This window comes from Elusimicrobiota bacterium, from assembly GCA_041660925.1.
GTDB lineage: Bacteria > Elusimicrobiota > Elusimicrobia > UBA1565 > UBA1565 > JBAZUV01.
In genome coordinates this window covers 245,803-268,858 of the sequence record JBAZVI010000007.1, presented here as the reverse complement: position 1 = coordinate 268,858, position 23,056 = coordinate 245,803, and the positions used below count along the sequence as shown (strand labels likewise).

21 protein-coding genes are annotated in these 23,056 nt (G+C 70.1%); 13 read left to right on the top strand and 8 right to left on the bottom strand.

The genetic code is table 11. The annotated features are described in order from the left end of the window. Positions 1 to 122: 122 nt before the first annotated feature. Positions 123 to 617 (bottom strand): cupin domain-containing protein, encoded by a 495-nt coding sequence (locus tag WC969_11705; protein ID MFA6030511.1) that lies wholly within the window; start codon positions 615 to 617, stop codon positions 123 to 125. Continuing rightward, positions 614 to 1,813, bottom strand: a complete 1,200-nt coding sequence (locus tag WC969_11700) for a dihydrolipoamide acetyltransferase family protein (protein ID MFA6030510.1) — start codon at positions 1,811 to 1,813, stop codon at positions 614 to 616. The genes WC969_11705 and WC969_11700 overlap by 4 nt, the downstream gene beginning before the upstream one ends. A gap of 127 nt (positions 1,814 to 1,940) precedes the next feature. Here WC969_11700 and elbB point away from each other — a divergent pair, with 127 nt between their 5' ends. From elbB to WC969_11675, 5 genes are all read left to right on the top strand, one after another. Further along, positions 1,941 to 2,639, top strand: a complete 699-nt coding sequence (elbB, locus tag WC969_11695; protein ID MFA6030509.1) for an isoprenoid biosynthesis glyoxalase ElbB — start codon at positions 1,941 to 1,943, stop codon at positions 2,637 to 2,639. Between the two features lie 94 nt (positions 2,640 to 2,733). Beyond that, a complete protein-coding gene (locus WC969_11690; protein ID MFA6030508.1) occupies positions 2,734 to 3,108 on the top strand; it encodes a response regulator in 375 nt (124 codons plus the stop codon). Beyond that, positions 3,105 to 3,692: a hypothetical protein gene (locus WC969_11685; GenBank protein ID MFA6030507.1), complete on the top strand. Its 588-nt coding sequence runs from the start codon at positions 3,105 to 3,107 to the stop codon at positions 3,690 to 3,692. The genes WC969_11690 and WC969_11685 overlap by 4 nt, the downstream gene beginning before the upstream one ends. Before the next feature lie 37 nt (positions 3,693 to 3,729). Next, positions 3,730 to 9,771, top strand: a complete 6,042-nt coding sequence (locus tag WC969_11680) for an alpha-2-macroglobulin family protein (protein MFA6030506.1) — start codon at positions 3,730 to 3,732, stop codon at positions 9,769 to 9,771. A 19-nt stretch (positions 9,772 to 9,790) separates the two neighbouring features. Continuing rightward, positions 9,791 to 11,152 (top strand): Mur ligase domain-containing protein, encoded by a 1,362-nt coding sequence (locus tag WC969_11675; GenBank protein MFA6030505.1) that lies wholly within the window; start codon positions 9,791 to 9,793, stop codon positions 11,150 to 11,152. A gap of 121 nt (positions 11,153 to 11,273) precedes the next feature. On the opposite strand, the gene WC969_11670 is transcribed toward WC969_11675, so the two are convergent. After that, positions 11,274 to 11,477, bottom strand: coding sequence for a cold-shock protein (locus WC969_11670; protein MFA6030504.1), 204 nt, complete (start codon positions 11,475 to 11,477; stop codon positions 11,274 to 11,276). Positions 11,478 to 11,570: 93 nt separating this feature from the next. Here WC969_11670 and WC969_11665 point away from each other — a divergent pair, with 93 nt between their 5' ends. The 4 genes from WC969_11665 to WC969_11650 all read left to right on the top strand — a co-directional run bounded on the left by WC969_11665 (position 11,571) and on the right by WC969_11650 (position 14,824). Then, complete coding sequence (locus WC969_11665) at positions 11,571 to 12,302, top strand: TPM domain-containing protein (GenBank protein MFA6030503.1); 732 nt, start codon at positions 11,571 to 11,573, stop codon at positions 12,300 to 12,302. Between the two features lie 56 nt (positions 12,303 to 12,358). Continuing rightward, a complete protein-coding gene (locus tag WC969_11660; GenBank protein MFA6030502.1) occupies positions 12,359 to 12,928 on the top strand; it encodes a LemA family protein in 570 nt (189 codons plus the stop codon). A 181-nt stretch (positions 12,929 to 13,109) separates the two neighbouring features. Then, positions 13,110 to 13,349, top strand: coding sequence for a hypothetical protein (locus WC969_11655; protein ID MFA6030501.1), 240 nt, complete (start codon positions 13,110 to 13,112; stop codon positions 13,347 to 13,349). 314 nt (positions 13,350 to 13,663) lie between these two features. Beyond that, entirely contained in the window at positions 13,664 to 14,824 is a 1,161-nt protein-coding gene (locus WC969_11650) for a transglycosylase SLT domain-containing protein (GenBank protein MFA6030500.1), read from the top strand. 61 nt (positions 14,825 to 14,885) lie between these two features. On the opposite strand, the gene WC969_11645 is transcribed toward WC969_11650, so the two are convergent. After that, positions 14,886 to 15,887, bottom strand: a complete 1,002-nt coding sequence (locus WC969_11645; protein MFA6030499.1) for a potassium channel protein — start codon at positions 15,885 to 15,887, stop codon at positions 14,886 to 14,888. A 162-nt stretch (positions 15,888 to 16,049) separates the two neighbouring features. Here WC969_11645 and nth point away from each other — a divergent pair, with 162 nt between their 5' ends. The 3 genes from nth to WC969_11630 are packed head-to-tail and all read left to right on the top strand — an operon-like array spanning position 16,050 to position 18,873. Next, on the top strand, positions 16,050 to 16,706 hold the full coding sequence (nth, locus tag WC969_11640) for an endonuclease III (protein MFA6030498.1): 657 nt from the start codon (positions 16,050 to 16,052) through the stop codon (positions 16,704 to 16,706). Then, a complete protein-coding gene (locus tag WC969_11635; protein ID MFA6030497.1) occupies positions 16,703 to 17,974 on the top strand; it encodes a guanine deaminase in 1,272 nt (423 codons plus the stop codon). Before nth ends, WC969_11635 begins: the two co-directional genes overlap by 4 nt. Then, the gene (locus WC969_11630) at positions 17,974 to 18,873 is read left to right on the top strand and encodes a hypothetical protein (GenBank protein MFA6030496.1); all 900 of its coding nucleotides are present in this window, start codon (positions 17,974 to 17,976) and stop codon (positions 18,871 to 18,873) included. Before WC969_11635 ends, WC969_11630 begins: the two co-directional genes overlap by 1 nt. 138 nt (positions 18,874 to 19,011) lie before the next feature. On the opposite strand, the gene WC969_11625 is transcribed toward WC969_11630, so the two are convergent. The 4 genes from WC969_11625 to WC969_11610 form a co-directional block, all read right to left on the bottom strand. Then, positions 19,012 to 20,106: an FKBP-type peptidyl-prolyl cis-trans isomerase gene (locus WC969_11625; GenBank protein ID MFA6030495.1), complete on the bottom strand. Its 1,095-nt coding sequence runs from the start codon at positions 20,104 to 20,106 to the stop codon at positions 19,012 to 19,014. After that, positions 20,103 to 20,441, bottom strand: coding sequence for a hypothetical protein (locus WC969_11620; protein MFA6030494.1), 339 nt, complete (start codon positions 20,439 to 20,441; stop codon positions 20,103 to 20,105). The genes WC969_11625 and WC969_11620 overlap by 4 nt, the downstream gene beginning before the upstream one ends. Next, on the bottom strand, positions 20,438 to 21,691 hold the full coding sequence (locus WC969_11615) for an acetate kinase (protein MFA6030493.1): 1,254 nt from the start codon (positions 21,689 to 21,691) through the stop codon (positions 20,438 to 20,440). Before WC969_11615 ends, WC969_11620 begins: the two co-directional genes overlap by 4 nt. Before the next feature lie 136 nt (positions 21,692 to 21,827). Next, a complete protein-coding gene (locus WC969_11610; protein ID MFA6030492.1) occupies positions 21,828 to 22,514 on the bottom strand; it encodes a response regulator transcription factor in 687 nt (228 codons plus the stop codon). 157 nt (positions 22,515 to 22,671) lie between these two features. On the opposite strand from WC969_11610, the gene WC969_11605 reads away from it, so the two are divergent. After that, the gene (locus WC969_11605; GenBank protein MFA6030491.1) at positions 22,672 to 23,055 is read left to right on the top strand and encodes a response regulator; all 384 of its coding nucleotides are present in this window, start codon (positions 22,672 to 22,674) and stop codon (positions 23,053 to 23,055) included. Position 23,056 lies beyond the last annotated feature (1 nt).

Genomic DNA, 23,056 nt, shown 5'->3' with positions numbered 1-23,056 from the left:
GCGCTTTCGGCCTGCGGCTGCGTTGCTCGTCGCTCAGATAGCTCAAGCTATCCTCGCTCCTCGCGCCTTGCCTCGGCTCGAAATCGCCCGGCCAAAACGCACGCTATTACTCGGACGGACTCCTAGGTCAATCTCAGGACGAGATCGCGTTCGGAGGGATGGCGCGCGAGGAGCTCCTCGCGGCGCGCCATCTCGAAGTCCCGGAAGTCGAAGCCCGGCGACACCGTCGCTCCCACCAGACAGAAGCCCGCCCCCCGGGCGGGCTCGGCGCCGAACCAGCGTCCCGCCTCCACCGCGTGCTGGAGGCGCTGGCCCGCGCGCGGGTCGGGGCCGAGAGCCGTGCGCAGGACCCGTCCGTCGGGACAGAATTCGCAGACCGTCAGCGGCCCGCCGAGGTGGTAATGCCAGAGCTCGTCGGAGCGCAGGCGGTGCAGGCGCGAGACGCTCCCCTCCGGGAGCAGGTAGAGGATGGAGGTGCTGTAGGGGCGGGGCCCGTCGAAGGCCCCCGGCAGAGCGATGCGCGCGATGACGCCGGGGGCGCGGTAGGTCTCCCGGTAGAAGCCGCCCTCGGGGTGGGGCTTGAGCTCCAGCAGCCGGACCAGCTCGTCCGCGGTCACAGGAGCGTCCGCGGGTTCTCGAGGCCGCGGACCACCGCGTTCATGAAGGCGGCCGCCTCCGCCCCGTCGACGACGCGGTGGTCGAACACCAGCACCAGGTTGAGCATGTCGCGGACGTGGATGCCTCCCTCGCGCACGACGGGACGCGCCTGGACCTTCATGATCGCCAGGATGGCGCTCTCCGGCGGGTTCAGGAGCGGGGTGGCGGCGATGCCGCCGAGCGGACCGATGTTGGTCACGGAGACCGTCCCGCCCTGCAGGTCGGCGGTCTCCGCCTTGCCCGCGCGGACCTTCGCGGCCAGGCGCTGGACGCCCTCCGCGATCTCCCAGACGCCGAGCGCGTGGGCGCCGTGGAGGACGGGCACGAGGAGTCCCTGCGCGGCCTGGGTCGCGAAGCCGATGTTGTGGTAGCGCTTCACGATGATGACGCCGCCGTCCTCGTCGAGGACGCTGTTGAGGGACGGGTGGAGCGCGAGGGCACGGCTGAGGGCCCGGATGACGAAGGGGAGCACGCTGAGCTTCACTCCCCGGCGAGCGGCCTCGTCCTTGAGCTCCGAGCGCAGGCGCATGAGCGCGGTGACGTCGGCCTCGTCGAGGTGCGCGACCGTGGGGATCGCGGCCGAGCGCGTCATCTTCTCGGCGGTGCGGCGCCGGATGCCGACGAAGGGGAGGCGCTCCTCGCCGCCGTCGGGGACCGGGACCGCTTCCGCGGGGCCCGTCTCCTTCGGCGACGCCCGCAGCGAGCGGAGGTCGGCTTCCGTGACGCGTCCTCCGGGCCCCGTCGGCTTCACCGCGGAGAGGTCGACTCCGCGCTCGCGGGCGAGCCGGCGCACGGCGGGCGACGCCGTCGGTTCGACGGCCTTCTTGCCGGGCTTCTCGTCGACGCGCGGGGCCTTCTCGCGGGGGGCGCCGGCGGACGCGGCGGGCGAGGACTCCGCGCGCGCGCTTTTCTCGTCCCCGCCGGCGTCGAGCACGGCGATGACGGCGCCGACGAGGACCTTCTCCCCGGGCTTGCCGGAGAGCTTGAGGACCTTGCCGGCCACCGGCGTCGGGATCTCGACCTCGGCCTTGTCGGTGAGGATGCTGACCAGGGGGTCGTTGTCGCGGACCGTCTGGCCTTCCTTCACGTGCCAGCGGACGATCTCCCCCTCGGTGAGCCCTTCCCCGATCTCCGGCAGCTTGAACTCGTAGGCCATGGGTCCTCTCCGTGCGCTCCCGGGATTCTCCCCTATTTCCCGCACGGCGGCAAGCGCGGGAGGTCGGCTCTCCCGGGTGGAACCACGGCAAACGCGGGAGCGCCGAAAATTATAGAATAGAGGCACCATGGCGAAAGCGAAGATCGGCGTCGTCCTCTCCGGCTGCGGCCACCTCGACGGGGCCGAGATCCACGAGTCCGTGCTCGTCCTGCTGGCCGTCGATCGGCTCGGCGCGGAGGCCGTCTGCTTCGCGCCCGACGCCGTCCAGGCCGACGTCGTCGACCACCGCAGCGGCAAGCCCGTCACGGAGAAGCGCAACGTCCTCGCCGAGGCCGCCCGCATCGCCCGCGGCGCGGTGCAGGACCTCCGGACCGCCCGCGTCTCGGACCTCGACGCGCTGATCCTTCCCGGCGGGTACGGGGCCGCCAAGAACCTCTCCACCTTCGCCGCCGACGGACCCGCCTGCAAGGTCCTGCCGGACCTCGAGCGCCTGCTCAAGGAGCTGCACGCGGCCGGAAAGCCCATCGGGGCGCTTTGCATCGCGCCGGCGGTCGTCGCCCGGGCTCTCGGCGACGAGAAGCCCCTGCTCACCATCGGCGACGACGCCGGCACCGCGAAGGCCCTCGAGGCCATGGGCGCCAAGCACGAGCGCTGCGGCATCGGCGGGGTGGTCGTGGATTCCCGCAACGCGCTGGTCAGCACGCCCGCCTACATGCTCTCTCCGCGGATCTCGGAGCTCGCGGCGGACGCCGAGAAGCTCGTGGCGGCCGTCCTCGAGCTCGTGCGCAAGAAGAAGCCGGAGATCCGCTCCTCCCCCGAGCGTTGACCCTCCGCTTACTTGCGGAGGGGGTCCTCCCCTGCTACACTACGGCCGATGTACGGTCCCCCAGAATACGGTCGGGGGACGGGACGGGACACCCATGGGCTATCGCATCCTCGTCGTCGACGATTCTCCGGTCCTGCGGCTCATGCTGCAGGAGATGCTCGAGTCGTTCGGGCATGAGGTCGTTGCGCAGGCCGACACGGGCGCGGCGGGCATCCAGTCTTATAGGGAAACGAAGCCGGACCTCGTGACCCTCGACATCTCCCTGCCCGATCAGGACGGCCTGAGCGTGCTCAAGGAGCTTCGCAAGCTCGACCCGCAGGTCCGGGCCATCATCATCACGGGCAACGACCAGCGCAAGCTGCAGGAGCAGGCCGCCGCTTTGAAGGCTCTGGGGATCCTGCGCAAACCCTTCGACGTCGAACAGCTCGGCGCCCTGCTCGAGAAGATCGCTCCCTCCATGAACAAATGAACCTCACGCTCGCCCAGAAGGAGACGGTCACCCGCCTGCTCGAGGCCGGCGTCGTGCGCAGCACGCAGCTGCTCGCGAAGATGTCCCACACGCAGTGGGGCATCGCCGCCTCCAGCATCAACGAGATCCCGGTCGTGCGGCTGCTCTCCTGGTTCCAGCGCGAGCAGGGGCACTGCATCGGCGCGCGCTTCCGCGCCCGCGCCGACGTTCCCCTGGAGTTCCTGGTCCTCTTCACCGACACGAGCTCGAAGTCCGTCGCCGCCGCCGTCACCCGGCCCTTCGCCGAGAAGATGGCGCGCCTCAAGAACCTCGTGAAGCTCACCATCGGCGAGGTCTCCAACATCCTCGCCCAGGGCGTCGTCGGCTCGCTCGCCGACGAGTTCGACACCACGATCATCCTCTCCGTCCCCGAGATCCACGAGGGGACGAAGACCGAGATCCTCGGGAAGGTCCTCGAGGACTACGACGGGCGCCAGGACCTCCTGATGATGTCCCACGTGGACATGTATTCTCAGGACCTGTCGGCCGAATGCTGCATGATCGTCATCGTCAACGCCGAATCCCTCCGACGGCTGCTGACCTGAAGCGTCGGCGCGCCGTCCCCCGCGGAGTCCCACGACCATGAGAAAACCCCTCCTCGCCGCGCTGTTCGCCGTCCTCGCCGCTCCCGCCGCCGCCGCGCCCGGCGGCCTCGCCCAGGCCGACAAGCTCTTCGAGTCGGGACAGTACCAGGAGGCGCTGAAGCTCTATGACGGGCTCTCCAAAGGGGAGGGCGAGGCCGCCTTCAAGGGCCTCTACCGCGCCTGCGAGTCCGAGGCGCTGCTCTTCCGCTGGGCCGAGGCCTTCGAGCGCCTGCGCAAGGCCGAGGCGCCCGCCGACCCCCTCTCGCGCCTGCGCCTGCGGCTGCTGCGCGCCGAGCTCGGTCGGGAGTTCCTCGGGCAGTACGGCGGGACGATGCCGGAGGATGAGGTCATCGGCGAGACGGAGGCCTTCCGCCGTCCTCCCTCCGAGGTCCGCGCGGAGATCGTGGAGTCCTACCGCGCGCTGTGGATGTCCCGCAAAGGCATGGCCGGACGCACGGTCGACGAGGAGGCGTACTGGCTCGACGCCAAGGGCGCCGACCGCGGCCGCTACCCGACCCTTCTCGACGTCTACGCGTACCGCTTCGGCACCTGGCTGCTCGAGGATGAGGCGCAGGAAGAAGGGTCGCGGCCCGACCCGATGCCTTTCCTCAAGACGGATTTCCCCTCCGACTACTCGCCGGCCGACGCGCCCGCCGTCCAGGCCGGCGCGCTCTTCGAGGAGGCCTGGCGGCTGGGCGGCGAGGGACGCGCGGAGGCCGCCGAGAGCTGGCGTCTCGAGCGCCTCCTCATCCCCTTCCGGCACCCCGACCTCGTCGGGCCCTTCCGCGACCCCTCCGCCGCGCGCGCGGCGGCCGCGGCCCAGCTCGAGCGCTGGCTGCGCGAGTTCCGCGCGCCCGAGGCGAAGGGCCTCGCCGGTGCCGAAGCCGCCGGCCTGCTGCGCGAGCTGCGGCGCAACGACGACGCCCTTCGCGTCTGCGCCGAGACCGCGAAGCTGGCTCCGCGCAGCCGGGGGGCCGACGACTGCGCCCGGCTCTCCGCCGAGATCCGCCGGCCCGAGCTCGCCCTGCAGACGCGGACGGCCCCGCCGCCGGGCAAGGGAGCGTTCCGGCTCCAGACGCGCAACCTGAAGGCCGTCCACCTGCGGCTCTACCGACTCGCTCCCGAGGACCTCCTCTCCCGCGCGCGCTTCGAGGGAGGGGACGCGACCTGGTCCGGCGTCCTCAACTGGCTCCCGCAGGACCTCCTCGTCGACCTCGTCGCCTCCCGCAAGCCCGTGCGGGCCTGGAGCGTCCCCGTCCAGGCGCCCGATCTTCACGAGAGCGTGGCCACCGAGGCGGACGCGTCCGACGCGGGCCTCGGTCTCTACGCGGCCGTCGCCTGCTCGGAGAAGTCGTGCGAGCGGGGCGCCGCGCTCATCGTCGGCGCCTTCCTCAACCTCACCGACGCCGTGCTCTTCGGTTCGGCGGGCCTCTCCGTGCCCGAGGGAGAGCTCGTCGTCCGTCCCGAAGGACCCTCCGAGCGCAGCGCCGACGCCTTCTGGCTCTACGCGCTCGACGGCCGCGACGGGCGCGCGCTGACGGGCGCCGAGCTCGACGTGTTCATGCGCACGCACGACGCCAACCGCTCCGAGCGGCGCTCCCTGCGCACCGACGAGGCGGGCCGCGCCTCCCTGCCGATGACCGTCCGCCTGCGCCCCAACGAGCACAGCTGGGCGAACGTCGATCCGCTGCTCAAGAGCGGAGAGGCCTTCGCCTACTTCCAGAATCAGGTCTCGCAGGGCTTCTCTCCGCCGCCCTTCCTCCAGCTCCTCGTGGAGACGGAGCGCCCGGTCTATCGCCCGGGCCAGAAGGTGCAGTTCCGCGTCGTCGTGCTCCAGCGCGTCCCGCAGGGCTTCAAGGCCTACGCCGGCCCGGCCGAGGCGCGCGTGCAGCTCTTCGACGGCAACGGGGTCGAGGTCGCCGCGCTCACGAAGAAGCCCGGCTCGTTCGGCACGCTCGCCGGCGAGTTCGCGCTGCCGACCGGGCGCATGCTCGGGAACTGGCGCCTCTCCGCGGTCGTCCAGGAGCAGGGGACGTCCTTCAGCGGCGGGGCCGTCCTCTCCGTCGAGGAGTACAAGCGTCCCGAGTTCGAGGTGACGCTCGCGGACCCCAAGGGGCCCTGGCGCTTCGGCCGCGAGGTCGAGGTGGAGGGAGCGGCGAAGTACTACTTCGGCGGGCCCGTCCCGGACGCGCCCGTGACCTACGTCGTCAGCCGCGAGACCTGGCGGCCCTGGTTCTGCTGGTGGTGGAGCTGGCGCTTCTCCGGCTCGGACCGCTCCGAGGTCCTGCGCGGACAGGCCCGGACCGACCCGTCGGGACGCTTCCGCTTCTCCTTCACGCCCCAGCCGCGCTCCGCCGACGAGAAGGACCCCATGCCCGCGCGCTTCGTCGTGCGCGTCGAGGCCCGCGACGCGGGCGGGCGGACGCTGAACGCCGAGCGGACGTACACCGCGGGCGCGACGGCGCTCCTCTTCTCCATCGCGCCCGAGTCGGCCTTCGCCACGGCCGGCCGGGCCCTCAGGGTCGCCGCGCGCCTGCTCGACCTCAATGAGAAGGACGCCGCCGGCCGCGGGAGCTACTCGGTGGTCCGTCTGGAGAAGACCCCCGCGATGGCCGACCCCGGCGAGTCCTGGGGCGGCTTCCCGGAGAGCCCTTCGCTCGAGGGGCTCTACCGCGACGTGCCCGACGGCGCCGAAGTCCAGAAGGGGACGCTCCGCTTCGAGGGCGCCGGAGAGGTCCGCCTCGCGCTCAAAGCGCTCGAGCCGGGGGCCTACCGGCTCAAGCTGCGCGCCGAGGACCCCTGGGGCGGCGAGATCCGCCAGTCAGTGGTCCTGCTCTGCGCCGATCCCCGCGCCAGGCGCCAACCCTTCAAGCTCGCGGGCGTCTCCCTGCCCGAGCGTTCGGAGTACGCGGCCGGCGAGACCGTCCGCATGCTCCTCGGCTCCGACGCGCTCCAGGGAGCGCTCCACGTCGAGGTCTGGGGCGGCTCGAGCCTCCTCTCCCGTCAGGTCTTCCCCGAAGGCGGGGTGCGCCTCGTCGAACTCCCGCTGGGAGCCGCGCACAAGGGCGGCGCGAGCGTGCGCTGGTTCGGCGTGAAGGACTTCAAGCCCCGCGCGGGTTCCCTGGCTCTCGGCGTGCCGTGGAAGGACAAGCGACTGAGCGTCCGGCTGCGCCACGATGAGGCGCTCGAGCCGGGGCAGAGCGCGCGCTGGTCGCTCGAGGCGAAGGACGCGAACGGACGCCCCGTCGAGGCCGAGGCCAGCGTGCGCATGTTCGACCGCTCGCTCGAGTACTACGTCAAGGACGAAGGCGTCGATCCTTCGGAGCTCTACGCCCGGCGCGGTTCGCCCGGCGGCGCCCAGGGCTCGGTGCTGACCCGCCACGCCGTCGAGCTGCCCATCGACAAGGGCTGGATCAAAGCCCTGCTCGACCTTTTCGGCCGCGCGACGCGCGAGGCGCTCCCGCCGGGATTGCGCCTCAGCGGCGCCCGGCTCGAGGGCTATCGCGGGCGCTTCATCGGCGGCGGCGGGGGCATGGCGAAGGGCATGATGCTCCAGGAGATGGACTCCGCGATGGGCGGGGCGCCTCAACTGGCCGCGCCGGCCGCCGCGCCCATGGAGGGCCGCGCCCTCCATCGGGAGATGTCGAAGTCGAAGGCGGACGCCGACGCGGCGCCCTCCCCGGCTCCCGTGGCCGCCCGCAAGGACTTCTCCGAGACGGCCTTCTACAAGCCCCAGCTGCGCCTTGCGGCCGGGAAGGGGTCGTTCTCCTTCAAGGCGCCCGAGCGCCTGACCTCCTGGAAGGCGGTCGCGAGCGTGCTCACGCGCGACGTGAAGTCGGGCCGCGTGAGCGCGACGACCGTGACCCGCAAGGAGCTCATGGTCCGCGTCGAGATGCCGCGCTTCCTGCGCGAGGGCGACGACGCCGAGCTCAAGGCCGTCGTCCATAACGAGACCGAAGGAGAGCTCGTCGGGACCGTCGCGCTCGCGCTCGAGGGACCCGAGGGGCCCGCCGAGGCGCTCTTCGGGCTCAAGCCCGCCGAGCTCGAGCGGTCCTTCAAGGCCGCCGCGCACGGCGTCAGCGCCTTCGCGTGGAAGGTGAAGGCCCCGCGCGAGCTCAAGGACTTCAAGGTGAAAGCCACGGCGCGCGCGCCGGGACGGACCGACGCCGAGGAGCGCGAGCTGCCGGTCCTGCCTTCGCGCCAGCGCCTCGTCGACAGCGTCGTCGCCGCACTCGACGGCGACGCGACGAAGCTCCTCGCGCTCAAGGTCCTCGCCGAGAAGGACCCCTCGCGCCGCTACGAGCTCCTCCAGCTCCAGGTGGACCCCCAGCTCGCGCTCGCGGTGCTCAACAGCATCCCGCACCTCGTGCGCTATCCCTACGAGTGCGTCGAACAGACGCTCGACCGCTACGTCCCGCTCGCCATCGTGAACGCCGTCTACCGGAGGCATCCGGCGCTCGCGAAGGCCGCAGCGAAGGTCCCCAAGCGCTCGACGCTGAGCCCGGCCTGGGAGAAGGACGACGCCAAGCGCGTGACGCGGCTCATGGAGAGCCCGTGGATGGCCGAGGCGGAGGGCCGCCGGACCTCCCTGCCCGTCATCGACCTGCTGGAGCCCTCGGTCGTGGCCGTCCAGCGCGCCGACGCGCTCGACCGCCTGAAGGCCGCGCAGAACGGCGACGGCGGCTTCCCCTGGTTCGCGGGAGGACGCTCCGACCCCTACATCACCCTGCTCGTGCTCTCCGGCTTCGCCGAGGCCCAGCGCTACGGCGTGGAGGCCCCGCAGGACGTCGTGGACCGCGCGCTGCGCTACGCCATGAGCGAACTGCCGCGGCACCTCAAGCCCGAGGAAGGGGAGGTCTCCCTGCTCCTCTACGCGTCCTACGTCGTCACCTCCTTCCCGCAGAAACTCAGGGCCCTGCCCTCCTCCCTGCAGGCGGCGAAGATGGCGCGCGCCTGGCTCGAGTTCGCCGACAAGCATGCGGCGGCCATGACGCAGCTGGGCAAGGCGTACGCCGCCCAGGCCTGGCACCGCCTCGGCGAGAAGGAGAAGGCCCGAAGCCTGCTGGCGCGCGCGATGGACGGCGTCCGAGAGGACCCGGTCGCGGGCGCCTACTGGCAGCCCGAGAAGCAGTCATGGCTCTGGTACCACGACACGCTGGAGACCCACGCCTTCATGCTCCGCACGCTGCAGCTGCTCAAGCCGAAGGACCCGCGCATCCCGGGCCTCGTGCAGTGGATGCTCTTCAACCGCAAGGGCACGGAGTGGAAGTCCACGAAGGCCGCCGCCGCCGCCGTCTTCGCGCTGCTCGACGTGCTCAAGACCCGCGGCGCGCTCGACGGGGGCGACGTCTACTCCATCCGCTGGGGAGCCGTGCGCGAGGAGGTCCAGGTCGGTCCGGAGGACTGGCTCGAGACCCCGCTGCGCTGGTCGCGCGCCGGCGACGAGGCGGCGAAGGCGGGGATCCCCGAGGTCCGCAAGAAGGGCCCCGGGCTGGCCTTCGCCTCGCTGACGGCCGTCTACACCACCGAGGCCCTCTCGGCGGAATCCGAACCCGGGATGCTCAACGTACGCCGGACCTTCTATCGGCGCGTGCGCGAGGGCGGTCGCGCGGGTCGTGCTCCTCTCGCGCCGTCCTCCGGGGTGTCGGGCGGGTCCCCGGAGGGGGGGAAGTGGCGGCTGACTCCGCTCAAGAGCGGCGAGGCCGTGCGCGTGGGCGACGACATCGAGGTGCAGCTGAAGATCGAGACGCGCTCGCAGTTCGAGTACGTCCACCTCAAGGACCCGCGCGGCGCCGGCTTCGAGGGAGAGGAGCTGCTCTCCGGGTGGAAGTGGGACGGGCTTTCCCGCTATGAAGAGCCGCGGGACTCGCTGACCAACTTCTTCATCTCCTGGCTGCCGCACGGGGAGTACATCCTCAAGTACCGCATGCGGCCCACGACGCCCGGGCGCTACCGCGTCGGGGCGGCGCAGCTGCAATCCATGTACGCTCCCGAGTTCGCCGCGCACTCGGCCGGCTTCGAGATCGAAGTGGTTCAATGATAGAATGCGCGGCGCGCAAATGAGCGAGAAGATCCATTTCGTCGGGGCGCTGGGCCAGGGCATGAGCGCGTTGGCGCAGTTCCACGCGTTCGGCGACGGCACGGCCACCGGTTCCGACCGCTACCTCGACCAGGGCCAGCTCGCCGCGACGCGCCTGAAGTTCGAGGCCCTCGGCATCCGGCTCTTCCCCCAGGACGGCAGCGGCATCGACGAGCGCACCGCGCGGGTGGTGCTCTCGACGGCCATCGAGGAGAGCAACCCCGACCTGGCCCGGGCCCGCGCGCTCGGCCTTCCGGTCATCCACCGGGCCGACTTCCTCTCCGAGCAGGTCAGCGCCCATCGCGCGCTCGCCGTGACCGGGACGAGCGGGAAGTCCTCGGTCGTCGCGATGGTCTTCGAGATCCTCGACGGCTGCAAGCGCTCTCCCTCGGTCATCACCGGCGGCGGCCTGCGCCTGCTCGAGAGCCGCGGGTTCGTCGGCAACGCGGCGCGGGGGAGCTCCGACCTCCTCGTCCTCGAGGCCGACGAGAGCGACGGCTCGCTGGTGCGCTACAAGCCCTGGCTCGGCGCGCTGCTCAGCGTCGGCCGCGACCACAAGGAGCTCTCCGTGCTCCTCGAGATGTTCCGGACCTTCCGGGCCTCCTGCGCCCGCTTCGTCGTCCACGGCGACGCGCCGCTGCTCGCCGAGTTCCGCCCGCACGCGACGACCTTCGGCTTCTCGGAGGGCTGCGCGGTGCGCGCGACGGACCTCGTCCTCGAGCCCGGGCGCGTCGCCTTCAAGGCCGGCGGGGCCTCCTTCGAACTTCCCGTCGACGGCCGACACAACGCCGAGAACGCGCTCGCCGCCGCCGCCGTCTGTCTCGAGGCGGGCATCCAGCTCAAGGACGCGGCCGCCGCGCTCGCCGGCTATCGCGGGGTCCAGCGCCGTTTCGAGCGCCTGGGGACCGCGCGCGGGGTGAGCGTCGTCGATGATTACGCGCACAACCCCGACAAGGCGCGCGCCGCCATCACGGCGGCCAAGCTCGGCGGCCGCCGCGTGCTCGCCGTCTATCAGCCCCACGGCTTCGCCCCGACCCGCTTCGTCAAGGACGAGCTCATCGAGGTCTTTGCGAGCGCGCTGGGCCCGGAGGACCGGCTCTGGATGCCGGAGATCTACTACGCCGGCGGCACCGCGGTGAAGGACATCTCCTCGGAGCATATCGTGAAGGCCGTCGCCGCGCGCGGCCGCACGGCCGCCTTCGTCCCCGAGCGCGCCGACATCCCGGCGGCCGTCGCCGCCGAGGCCCTGGAGGGGGACCTCGTGCTGGTCATGGGCGCGCGGGACCCGAGCCTGAGCGACTTCGCCCGCAGCATCCTCGCGGCTCTGTCCGGGAATCCCTGACGGGGATTCCCGGACCGGGGTCTGCTGCAAATATCATCCGGCAAGCAGACGGAGAACCTGAAAATCGGCGCAAAGGAGCGCTCCCCTTTTCGGGGGGAAAGAACGTGCGCCGATTTTCGGGTTATATCTTTCGGACTTTGGCGGCGCGCGGTCCTTTGTCGGACTGCTCGACCTCGTACTCCACGGCCATGTTCTCGGCCAGGGACTTGAAGCCCTCCGCCGTGACGGCCGTGTAATGCACGAACAGGTCGCGGGACCCGTCGTCGGGGGTGATGAAGCCGAACCCCTTCTGGTCGTTGAACCACTTCACTTTCCCGGTGGGCATGTGGACCTTCCGATCGCTCATCGTTCGAGCCCTCGTCGTCGGGCTCCCGTCGAGGAAAGTATAGCACGGCCGCATTCGCTATAATCCGAGCCCATGAGAGGCCTCTTCCGCGCCGCCCTGCTCGCCCTCCTCGCCGCGCTTCCCGCGTCCGGCGCGGGGCCCGACCTGCCTGAGCCGCGCGGCTTCGTCAGCGATTTCGCGGGGGTCCTGGATGGGGAGACCTCCGCCCGGCTCGAGGCCCGGCTGAAGGCCTTCGACCGCGAACGCGGCTTCCAGGTCTCCGTCGCCGTCGTCGGCGACCTTCAGGGCTACGACGTAGAGACCTTCGCCAACCTCCTCTTCCGCAAGTGGGGGGTGGGGCGCAAGGGCGACACGGGCGTGCTGCTGCTCCTCGCGGTCAAGGACCGCAAGGCGCGCATCGAGGCCGGCTACGGGGCCGAGGGGATGCTCCCCGACGCGCTCTGCGGGCGCATCCTGCGCGAGCGCCTGGTCCCTCATCTGAGGGAAGGGCGCTACGGCCCGGGCGTGAGCGACGCCGTCGAGGGAGTGCTGACGGTTCTCTCGGGACAGACTCTACCGCGCGCGCCGGAGGGGGAGGGGCCGCGGCCCATGGGCATCCTGCTTTTCATCATTCCCGTGATATGCGCGGTCGTCCTCTTCGGCTCTCGCTCCGGACGCGCCTCCGGGTTCGGACGGCGAGGCGGTTTCTACGGCGGAGGATACGGCGGCGGCGGCTGGGGCGGCGGAGGATTCTCGGGCGGAGGCGGTTTCGGCGGTTTCGGCGGCGGGAGTTCCGGAGGCGGAGGCGCCTCCGCGAGCTGGTAGGCGAGGGATGACGCGCATCCTCGCGGGTCAAGAAAGGATATCCAAGGAGGGAGACTATGAATAAGACGACATGGATCGTGCTCGGAAGCATCTGCGCGCTCATCCTCGCGGTCGGGGTGTGGGCGGCCGGGGCCTACAACGGGCTCGTCGCCCGGCAGGAAGGCGTCAAGAGCGCGTGGGGCCAGGTCGAGAACGTGCTCCAGCGGCGCTTCGACCTCATCCCGAACCTCGTGAACACCGTGAAGGGCTACGCGAAGCACGAGAAGGGCGTCCTGGAAGAGGTGACGCGCCTGCGCAGCCAGTGGGGCGAAGCCAAGAGCCGGACCGACAAGATGAAGACCGCCGGCGAGCTCGACGGGGTGCTCTCGCGGCTGATGGTCGTCATCGAGAGATATCCGGACCTGAAGGCCAACCAGAACTTCATGGCGCTGCAAGATGAGCTCTCCGGGACCGAGAACCGCATCGCGGTCGAGCGGCGCAGCTACAACGAGACCCTGCGCGAGTACAACGTGGCGGTCCGCCGCTTCCCGACCGTCCTGATCGCGGGGATGTTCGGCTTCCAGAAGAACGAGGAGTACTTCGAGGCCGAGAAAGAGGCCAAGAAGGCCGTCAAGGTGGAGTTTTAAACGCCCATTCGTTCACCCTCGGGAGGGTGAACAGCCGGTCCGGGGAGGCCTGGAAACGGGCCTCCCCTGCTCTTTTCTCAGACTTGACCACGGTCAATGTCCGCGCTCAATAACAAACATCAATGAACGGGGTTGATGGGGGTCCTCTCGGGCGGGAGACCAGGCGGACTATACTAGACCCATGATCGAGATTCTGATGCTCCTCAGCCTGAGCCCCCTGGTCCCGCAGCAGTCGCTGCAGGCCGCCGATTTCAAGCCGTGCCAGTTCCCCGCCATCTGCCATCAGCAGACCGTCGAGATCGCGCAGTTCCGGCCGTGCGTCTGGCCGAACACCTGCGCGAAGCCGACCCCGCAGCTCGCGCAGTTCAAGCCTTGCGTCTGGCCGAACACCTGCGCCGTCGAAACGTCCGGCACCATTTAGCACACCCCCAAGACGCATAGGGGCCCCCGAAAGGGGGCCTCTTCATGCGTCTTATACCTATAGATAACGAGAAAAGGACGCCTATGTATCCCTACCACGCGATCAAGCTCTTCTCCACCCTCTTCCAGGGGGAGAAAGCCGCACAAACGGCTCAGCGCCCCCGGTGCCGGTGCCATATGCTGGCGCCCGTACCCCTCCTGACTCCGCGCGGCTGTCATTGCGGGTTCGTCGAAAAATAGGCCTTTCGGCCTACGGCGCTGCAGGTCCATCGATTCTGGAATGATGGGGCCTTCCGGCCTATCCTGAGAGAGTCTATGAGTCCTGTCTTGGCGCTCTGGCTGGCCCTGGTCCCGGTCGCGACGGCGGAGAACGCCGCCGCTCCCTCCATGGCTCAGATGAGCCCCGAGCAGCTCCAGCTCATCGGCGCCAAGAACACGCTCCTCCTTCGCGTGGACGGCTGGAACGTGCTCCTGCCGCAGGACTCTCCGCTCGCCGGGGAGTTCCTTCCCCGGTTCAAGGCCCTGCGCGACGAGGCCGTCGCCGCGGGCGACCGCGCCGGGCTGGAGGCGATGGCTCCCCGCCTGCTCGCGCTCGAGGCCGAGCTGCGCGGCGCGCTCACCCCCGGCTCGGAGAAGATGAGCGACATCCAGCTCCAGGCCGCCTACATCAATATCGAAAGCAAGAAAGCCGTCCTGATCTCGCTCCAGCGCACCCGCGTTCGTCTGGACTCCGCGCAGCAGAAGCGGCTGGACTTCGTACGGGGGCAGGTGATGTCCTCGGACGATCCCGCGGCGCTCGCGGTGCTCTACGACCGCATCCGGACCTACGGTCCGGGTGACTCCCCTATCGTCTCGGCGAAAGCCGTGGACGAACTAGCGGGTGCGCTGGAGCAGCAGAACCTTCCGCGCGCGCAGCTTCCCGCCGGGCTGAGCGCGCGCGGCTCGATGGAGGTGCCCGTAAGCGCCCCGCTCGCGCCGGCCGACGAGGCCAAGGCCGTCGCCGTGGCCGGGAAGCTCGGCATCCCGGCGGGCATCGTGCGCACGGTCGTGCGCGAGTCGAACCGGCAGGGCGTCGATTATCGGCTCGTGCTCGCGGTCATCCAGGCGGAGTCGGCCTTCGACCCGAACGCGACCAGCGGGGTCGGCGCCCGCGGCCTCATGCAGATCATGCCGGACACGGGTCGGGGGCTCGGGGTGAGCGATCCGGACTCCCTCTACAACGTCGAGACCAATGTCCGCGCCGGAATCCGTTTCCTCAAGCAGCTCTGGACTCGGTTCACCGATTTCTCATGGTCGCACCTGCAGGCGCTCAACCCCTTCGCCCACGCGGACGTGAAGAAGGCCGTGGCCGCCTACAACGCGGGCCCCGGGGCCGTCATGAAGTACGGGGGCGTCCCGCCTTATCGTGAGACGCAGGGCTACGTCGTGAAGGTCCTGCGCAACTACATCGACTTCCGCCGGCAGTTTTCCGAATAGCGGCGGACGGAAAAGAGCGGGGCCGGGCTCCTCAGGAGCCCGGCCCCGCTCTTTTCCGAGACTACGCGGCGAGCTGTTCCTTCAGGGCGTGGATCTGCTCGACGGTGCCGAGGACGACGAGGGTCTCGCCGGGGTGCAGGGCCCGGTCCGGGGGAGGGTTGATCTCGTAGCCCGTGGCGGAGCGTACGGCGAGCACGAGCGCCGCGCCGCCCTCGGCGCCCTTCACCTTTCCGACCGGCTTGCCGGCCAGGCGCGAGCCGGTGGGGATGGGGACGTCCTCGAAGCGGGAGGTGTTCTCCCGCTCGCGGATCATGGAGTCCATGAAGCCGACGGCCATCGGGCGCACCATCTCCGAGCACATGCGCAGTCCGCCGATGAAGCTCGAGCTCACGGCCGCGTCGGCGCCGCTGCGCAGGAGCTTCTCGCGGACGGTCTGGTCGTGGAGCTGGCTGACGATGCGCAGGTCGGCTTTGAGCCCGCGGGCCGAGAGGGCCACGAAGGAGTTGTCCCGGTCGTCGGTGAGCGCGCAGAACACTCCCTGGGCGCGCTCGGCTCCGGCCTCCCGGAGGGCTTCGTCGCTCAGGGCGTCGCCCTGTACGACGAGCCAGCCCTTCTCCTCGCAGTGGGCGGCCTTCTGCGGGTCGCGGTCGATGACCACGAAGGGGCGTCCGGTCTTCGAGAGCTCCTCCATGATGGTGCGGCCGGTGCTCCCGCCGCCGCAGACGATGTAGTGGTTCTTGAGGGCCGAGATCTTCGCCTTCATCCTGCGCCTCCGGAGGACGTCCTTGAGCTCGCCTTCGACGATGAAGGCGGTGACCGACGAGAACGCGTAGCCGACGGCGCCGAGGCCGCCGAAGATGAGGAAGATGGTGAACACCCGGCCGGCGTTCGAGAGGGGATGGGTCTCTCCGTAGCCGATGGTCGCCACGGTGATGACCGTCATGTAGAGCGCGTCGAGGAGGCCCCAGCCCTCGATGAGCCTGTAGCCGAGCGTGCCGACCACGAGCGCGACGATGACGATGACGAAGGCGACGGCGAGCCGGTCGCGGATGTCGCGGAGCATGCGGCGATTATATCTTATGCCGCCACCTTCCCCCGCTTTGTATGGTGGTGCCTGCCATATAACGTTTAACCCGACCCCCGTTCGTTGCGGCTCGACAGGGCCGGCGGGATAAACGTTATATGGCAGGCACCTGCATCTCGTGTTTCTGCTAAACTTTCACCGATGCGCGAATCTCGTGAAGACCTTCGCCGCCGGGCTCGGCGCGTCATGGCGATCCTCGCCCGGACCTATCCGGAGGCCGGCTGCGCCCTCGAGCGCACCAGCGCGCTCGACCTCCTGGTGGCCACCATCCTCTCCGCGCAGTGCACCGACGAGCGCGTCAACCGCGTCACGAAGGACCTCTTCAAGCGCTACCGCCGGGCCGAGGACTACGCGCGGGCCCCGCAGGCCGTCCTCGAGCGCGAGGTGCGCAGCACCGGCTTCTTCCGAAACAAGGCGCGCAACATCCGCGAGGCGTGCCGCCTCCTCGTCGAGCGGCACGGCGGGCGGGTCCCGGGGACGATGGAGGAGCTGCTCGAGCTCCCCGGCGTCGCCCGCAAGACGGCCAACGTCGTGCTCGGGACCTGGTTCGGGAAGGCCGAGGGCGTCGTCGTGGACACCCACGTCTTCCGCCTGAGCCGGCGCCTCGGCTGGAGCCGCGCGAAGGACCCCGCGGGCGTCGAGCGCGACCTCGTCGCGCTCTTCCCGAAAGACGAGTGGATCCTGCTCTCTCACCGGCTCATCCATCACGGCCGCGCCCTCTGCCGCGCGCTCCGGCCCGACTGCGCGCGCTGTCCGCTCGCGAAGCTGTGTCCCTCGGCCGTCCAGGAGGAGAAATGAGGCATCTCGGCGCCGTGCTGACCTTCGACCGACGCGGGAAGCTGCGCTACTGGCCGCACGCGGAGCTCCGCACGGACGCGCGCGGACGCATCGCCGCGCTGCGCCCGCTCAAGGCGAAGGGTGCGCGAAAGCCCTCCCGCCTGCTCATCCCCGGGCTCATCGACGCGCACTGCCACGTGAGCCAGTATCCCGCCGTCGCCTGCGACGGCCTGCCGCTGCTGCCTTGGCTCGCTCGGCACATCTTCCCGCTCGAGGAGCGCTTTCGCGGCCCCGCCGCCCGAGCGCGCATCCGCCGCTTCTTCCGCGAGCTCGCCGCCCACGGGACCACCTTCGCCGCGCTCTACACGAGCATCTGGCAGGACAGCACCGACGCCTGCTTCGAGGAAGCCGAGCGCAGCGGCTTGCGCGTCGTCATGGGCAAGGTGATGATGGACCGGCACTCCTACGGGACCCGCTCGACGACCCTCAAGGGCGAGAACCTGACCGAGGTCTCCATCCGGCAGAGCTGCGAGCTCTGCGAGCGCTGGCACGGTCGGGCCGGAGGCCGCCTGCAGTACGCGTTCACCCCGCGCTTCGCCCTGAGCTGCTCCATGGAGCTCATGCGCGAGGCCGGCCGCCTCGCGCGCCGCTACGGCGCCTGGGTCCAGACCCATCTCTCGGAGAATCGCGACGAGGTCGCCGCGGTCCGCCGCGCGTTCCCGTCCTGCCGCTCCTACGCCGACGTCTACGCGCGCGCCGGTCTGCTCGGTCCCCGGACGCTGCTGGCGCACTGCGTATGGCTCTCGGACGCCGAGCTGCGGAAGGTCGCCTCCTCCGGCTCGACGATCGTCCATTGCCCGACCTCGAACGCCTTCCTGGGGAGCGGGATACTCGACCTGGCCCGCGCCCGTCGGGCCGGCGCCGGGCTCGCGCTCGGCAGCGACGTCGGCGCCGGCCCCTCGCTCGACCTCTTCGAGGTCATGCGCCAGACCGTGTTCGGCCAGCGCTGGGCGTTCGCCCATCGGCTCTTCAAGGGAGGCGGCACGGTGCACGCGGCCGACGCCTTCCGCCTCGCCACGCTCGACGCCGCGAAGGCTCTCGGCCTCGCCGATTCGCTGGGGACGCTCGAAACGGGCAAGGCGGCGGACTTCGTCGTCCTCGACCCCGCGGCGTGGGACCCCGGTTTCTGCGCCGATGAGAGCGCCGGCGCCGTGGTCTCACGGCTCGTCTACCGCGCCTCCCGCTCGGCCGTGCGTGAGACCTGGGTCGCCGGCCGCCGCGTGCACTGATGCCGTTCTTCCTCTCCGCGCCGCTCTGGCTCCTCCTCAACGCCCTGGGGCTCCTGGTCGCGCCGCTGTCCCTGCGCGCGGAGCTCGTCGTCGGGCGCCTGCTCGGCCGCTTCCTCCTCGCCACGCGCCTCTTCCGTCACGGCATCGCCCGCGAGAACATCCGGCGTTGCCTCCCCGAACTCGGGCCCGCGCAGCGCGAGGAGCTTCTGCGGCGCAACTTCGAGCACTACGGGATCCTCACGCTCGAGTTCCTGCACTTCTTCACGCCCATCGCGGGGCACTACCGGCGCTACATCGCGGGCAAGAGTCGTCTCGAGGGCCTGGAGAACTGGGACCGGGCGCGGGCGCGGGGCAAAGGGGTGCTCTTCGTCTCGCTGCATATGGGCTTCTGGGAGGCGGTGGGCGGCTATGCCGCGCTCGGCACCGGTCGTCCCGTGACCGCCGTGACCAAGATCGTGAAGCCGCCGTGGCTGCACCGGCGCGTCACCGACGGGCGGCTTTCTCTGGGGGTGGGCGCTGCCTTCCATCCCGGCTCCATCCCGGCCATCCTGCGCGCGCTGCGCCGCAACGAGGCCGTCGCCTTCATGAACGACCAGTACGCCCGACCGCCGATGGGGATCCCCATCCCGTTCTTCGGGGTGGAGGTCCATACCCTCGGCGCCGTCGCGACCATCGCGCAGCGCACCGGCGCCGCCATCCTTCCCGGCTGGGGCTGGCGCGACGAGAACGGCGTCATGCAGGTGCGCATCGAGCCGGCGCTCGAGTTCGGAGAGGACCTCAAGGACCCCGTGAAGGTCACGACCGCCATCGCCGCGCGCGTCGAGCGCTGGGTGCGCGCGCACCCCGAGCAGTGGCTGTGGCTGCATAGGCGCTTTAAGCACGTCACTTGGACGGACTAGTTTTCCTCATTGCCTCCCCCCGCGGGGGAGGGCGGGGTGGGGGACGCCGGAAAAAGAGAAGGCCCGCGTGAGCGGGCCTTCTTCTTTCTTGCTCGCCCCCCTCCTGCCTCCCCCGTGGGGGGAGACAGTGAGGAAGGGTTACTTCTTGATGATGTCCAGGAGCTGGACTTCGAATATGAGCGTGGCTCCACCGGGGATGTCCGGGGGATAGCCGCGCTCGCCGTAGGCGATGTCGGAAGGGCAGACCAGCCGGGCCTTTCCGCCGACCCGCATCTTCTGGACACCCTCGGTCCAGCACGGGATGACGCCGTTGAGGGCGAACTCGAGCGGCTGCTTGCGCTCGACCGAGCTGTCGAAGACCTTCCCGTCGGTCAGCGTGCCGTGGTAGTGCACCTTCACGGTGTCGGTCGCCTTGGGCGAGGAGCCCTTGCCCTCCACGAGGCTCTTGTAGACGAGCCCGCTCGGCGTGCGGACCGCGCCGGGCTCCTTCGACGCCTTCTCGGGGTACTCGTCCTTCTTGGCGATGCCGACGAGGGAGAGGTCGTAGGCCACGGGGGCGCCGCCGGGGACGGCGGGCGGGGCGCCGCGGTCGCCGTAGGCGATGGCGGCGGGGCAGACCGCGCGCGCCTTGCCGCCGACCTTCATCTTGAGCAGGGCCTCGGCGAGGCAGGGGATGACGCCCTTCAGCGACATCGTCGCGGGGGCCTCGAGGGCGCTGTCGAAGGGCTGTCCGTCGGCGAGCGTGCCCTGGTAGTTCACGAGCAGCTTGTCGCTCTCCTGCGGGACGGCGCCGGCGCCGGCCTCGATGACGCGGAAGATCATCCCGCTCGGCGTCGCCGTCGCGCCGGGGAGCTTGGACTCGCGGTCGAGGAACTCCTTCGCCTTGGCCTGCACGCGCTGGCGGCGGAAGGGCTCGACGCGGGGGCCGTAGTCGTTGAGGTCGACCGCGGACGGGCGCTGGAGCGCGCCGTCGGCGACGCCCTTCTCGACGACCGCGTACTCCCTGGCCGTGATGCCGAACTGCACGAGGTTGCGACCCAGGATCTGGCCGAGCGCGTAGAGCGTCTTGTCCGCCTCGGTCGCGAGCGCGGGGGCCTTCTTCACGGGCTTCTTCGCGGCGGGCTGGGCCGAGACCTGCGGCGGAAGGCCCGCCAGCGGGGGGGTCGCGGCGTCGGGGCCCTGGGCGAGGGCCGGGACGGCGAGGATGAGGGTCAGCAGGGCGGCACGCGTCATGGTTGGTCTCCTTGTGATGCGGGGCGTTTGCGGAAAAGGTCCTCGAACTTCGCCTTGGCCGGAGCGTCCTTGCGCGCGTACCCCCGAGCCGCCGTCCCGGCCGGGGCGTTCGCGCGCGGCTTGAAGAACTCGCAGAAGTTGGCTTTCTCCCGGTCGGCGAGCTGCTCGGTCTGCGGCTCCCGGCACTCGTTGTTCAGGTTCGGCGCGTGCAGCTCGCAATTGCGGCAGCAGCGCGTCTCGCTGCGGCAGCCGGGGCAGAGCTCGCTGCGCGCGAAGTCGCTCCCTTCGAGCGCGCGGCCGCAGCGCCAGCAGCTCCCCGCCCGGTCGGAACTCACCGCGCGGCGCTGGGGTGGCGCTCGCGCACGACGTGATAGGTGTCGCGCGCGATCATGAGCTCCTCGTTGGTGGGGATGACCCACGCGTGGAGCTTCGCGTCGGGGCGCGTGATGCGGACCGCTTCCCCGGGGGAGACGTGGTCGTTGGCGCTCGTGTCGAGCAGCAGGTCGAGGCACTCGAGGCCCTCGAGGATGCGCTTGCGCACGGGCGCCGAGCGCTCGCCGATGCCGCCGGTGAAGACCACCGCGTCGGCCCCGCCCATCTCGGCGAAGTAGGAGCCGATGTAGCGCTTGATGCGGTGGCAGAAGAGGTCGACGGCCAGGCGCGCGCGCTTGCCGTCGGCGGAGGACTCCTTCGACAGGAGCTCGCGCATGTCGTTGCTGAAGCCGGAGACGCCGAGCAGGCCGGATTTCTTGTTGAGGATCGTGTCGATCTCGGAGTGGTTGAGCCCTTCCTTGTCGGCGATGAAGGCGCAGATCGAGGGGTCGATGTCGCCCGAGCGCGTGCCCATGACGAGGCCCTCGAGCGGGGTGAGGCCCATCGAGGTGGTGTAGGACTTCCCGCCCTTGATCGCGCAGGCCGAACAGCCGTTGCCGAGGTGGAGGGTGATGATGTTGACCTTGTCCTCGGGCAGGTTCATGAGCTTCTGGTAGCGCCAGGCCACGTAGCGGTGCGAGGTCCCGTGGAAGCCGTAGCGGCGGATCTTGTGGCGCACGTAGAAGTCGTAGGGGATGGCGTAGATGTACGAGGTCTCGGGCATCGTCGCGTGGAAGGCCGTGTCGAAGACCGCGACCTGCGGGATCGTGGGGCCGAGGGCGTCCTGGGCGGCGCGGATGCCCTTGAGGTTCGGCGGGTTGTGCAGCGGAGCGATGTCGATGCAGGCCTCGATGGCCTTGACCACGGCGGCGTCGATGAGGGCGGAGGCCTGGAACTCCTCGCCGCCGTGGACCACGCGGTGGCCGACGGCGTGCAGGTCGGAGAGGGACTTGATCTCGGAGAGGCCCGTCTGGGGCGCGACCACCCACTTGAGGATGTGTTCGATGGCCGCGTGATGGTCGTTGAGGGGGACGTTCTCCTTCGTCGCCGGCTTGTCCTCGGCCTGCAGCGTCACCATGGTGCGCTGGCCGGCGAGCTCGACGAGACCGCGGGCGAAGCAGCGGTCGGAATCCGAGGCGACGAGCTTGTCGTCGGTCTGGATGATCTGGAATTTAAGGGAGGAAGAGCCGCAATTCAGGACGAGGACGTTCATAGTGAGGGGATTATACCTCTTGGAGGGGAAAGGGGGAATCGAGAGGTGGGAATGCGTCCGCCGCCCATCGACGGCGGTGCCAGACACGCCCGGGGTGCCGGGTGTCAGGCGCCGAGTGGAGCGGCGGCGGGCGCCCCTATTCGGTCCTGAAGCGGTACCCGAAGCGCTCGACGGTCTCCAGCCAGGTCCCCGCACGGCGGCCGAGGGCCGCGCGCAGGCGGCTGACGCCGACGTCCACCGCGCGGGTCTCCGCCCGGCGGCTCATGCCCCAGACCGTCTCGAGGAGGTAGGAGCGGCTGAGGACGCGGCCCGCCTTGCGCATGAGGATCTCGAGCAGCTCGAACTCGCGGGGCCGCAGCGCGACGAGGCGGCCGCGCACCCGGCATTCGTGGCGCGCGGGGTCGAGGGACACCGGCCCGACCGACATGGCCCGCCCGACGGATTCCTCGCGCTCGAAGCGGCGGCGCAGCACGGCGCGCACGCGCGCGACGCGCTCGGTCGGCTCGCAGTCGAGCGCCGCGAAGTCGTCGGCGCCCCAGTCGAAGGCCTCGGCGGTCTCGGCCTCGCCGCGGCGCGCGGCGACCATGATGACGGGCAGCTCGCGGCCGGGTTCGGTCTGCCGCAGGGCCTTGAGGCAGGCGAGGCCGCTCATGTCCGGGAGGTCGAGGCCCAGCAGGACGAGGTCGGGCGGGTCTTTAAGCGCGGCAAGCGCTTCGTTGCCGGTCTCCGCCCGGTCCACGATGAGGTTCCAGGCGGAATATTCCGCCGAGAGGGTCTCGGCCCATAAAATAGCTTCTCCAACCAATAGGATTCTATGTGCCATTTAATAATACAAGCTCGATAAAACCATTATAACAATAAATAATTTTAATTAATTGATGTTACATAGGCATTACCTATATGAATAATTCTTGTTACATGCCGAGGGTACACTTATGAGGTAAGTGTTGGACGTTCGCGCGATAAGAACCGGAGGGAAAATGTACCGGATCCTGCTCATCGAAGACGACCCCATCATCCAGAGCGCCCTGCAGGAGGTCCTCCGGCAGGAGGGCTTCGAGCTGCTGCAGGCCGGCGACGGCGCCCGGGGCCTCGCGCTGGCCGCCGCGGAGAAGCCCGACCTCGTCCTGCTCGACATCCACCTGCCCGACACCACCGGCTTCGAAGTCTGCCGAGTCCTGAAGAGCGGCGGGACGACGCGCCACATCCCGGTCGTCATCCTGAGCGGGCAGGCGCGCGAGACCGCGGACCGCGTCTCGGGGCTGGACCTCGGCGCCGACGACTACCTGCTCAAGCCCATCGCCTCCAAGGTCCTCGTCGCGCGCATCCGCGCGCTCCTGCGCATCTCGGCGAAGCCCTCCTGAC

Coding starts and splice junctions, on each gene's coding strand:
- WC969_11700 (MFA6030510.1), bottom strand. CDS start 1,813: ATGGCCTACGAGTTCAAGCTGCCGGAGATCGGGGAAGGGCTCACCGAG.
- elbB (MFA6030509.1), top strand. CDS start 1,941: ATGGCGAAAGCGAAGATCGGCGTCGTCCTCTCCGGCTGCGGCCACCTC.
- WC969_11690 (MFA6030508.1), top strand. CDS start 2,734: ATGGGCTATCGCATCCTCGTCGTCGACGATTCTCCGGTCCTGCGGCTC.
- WC969_11685 (MFA6030507.1), top strand. CDS start 3,105: ATGAACCTCACGCTCGCCCAGAAGGAGACGGTCACCCGCCTGCTCGAG.
- WC969_11680 (MFA6030506.1), top strand. CDS start 3,730: ATGAGAAAACCCCTCCTCGCCGCGCTGTTCGCCGTCCTCGCCGCTCCC.
- WC969_11675 (MFA6030505.1), top strand. CDS start 9,791: ATGAGCGAGAAGATCCATTTCGTCGGGGCGCTGGGCCAGGGCATGAGC.
- WC969_11670 (MFA6030504.1), bottom strand. CDS start 11,477: ATGCCCACCGGGAAAGTGAAGTGGTTCAACGACCAGAAGGGGTTCGGC.
- WC969_11665 (MFA6030503.1), top strand. CDS start 11,571: ATGAGAGGCCTCTTCCGCGCCGCCCTGCTCGCCCTCCTCGCCGCGCTT.
- WC969_11660 (MFA6030502.1), top strand. CDS start 12,359: ATGAATAAGACGACATGGATCGTGCTCGGAAGCATCTGCGCGCTCATC.
- WC969_11655 (MFA6030501.1), top strand. CDS start 13,110: ATGATCGAGATTCTGATGCTCCTCAGCCTGAGCCCCCTGGTCCCGCAG.
- WC969_11650 (MFA6030500.1), top strand. CDS start 13,664: ATGAGTCCTGTCTTGGCGCTCTGGCTGGCCCTGGTCCCGGTCGCGACG.
- WC969_11645 (MFA6030499.1), bottom strand. CDS start 15,887: ATGCTCCGCGACATCCGCGACCGGCTCGCCGTCGCCTTCGTCATCGTC.
- nth (MFA6030498.1), top strand. CDS start 16,050: ATGCGCGAATCTCGTGAAGACCTTCGCCGCCGGGCTCGGCGCGTCATG.
- WC969_11635 (MFA6030497.1), top strand. CDS start 16,703: ATGAGGCATCTCGGCGCCGTGCTGACCTTCGACCGACGCGGGAAGCTG.
- WC969_11630 (MFA6030496.1), top strand. CDS start 17,974: ATGCCGTTCTTCCTCTCCGCGCCGCTCTGGCTCCTCCTCAACGCCCTG.
- WC969_11625 (MFA6030495.1), bottom strand. CDS start 20,106: ATGACGCGTGCCGCCCTGCTGACCCTCATCCTCGCCGTCCCGGCCCTC.
- WC969_11615 (MFA6030493.1), bottom strand. CDS start 21,691: ATGAACGTCCTCGTCCTGAATTGCGGCTCTTCCTCCCTTAAATTCCAG.
- WC969_11610 (MFA6030492.1), bottom strand. CDS start 22,514: ATGGCACATAGAATCCTATTGGTTGGAGAAGCTATTTTATGGGCCGAG.
- WC969_11605 (MFA6030491.1), top strand. CDS start 22,672: ATGTACCGGATCCTGCTCATCGAAGACGACCCCATCATCCAGAGCGCC.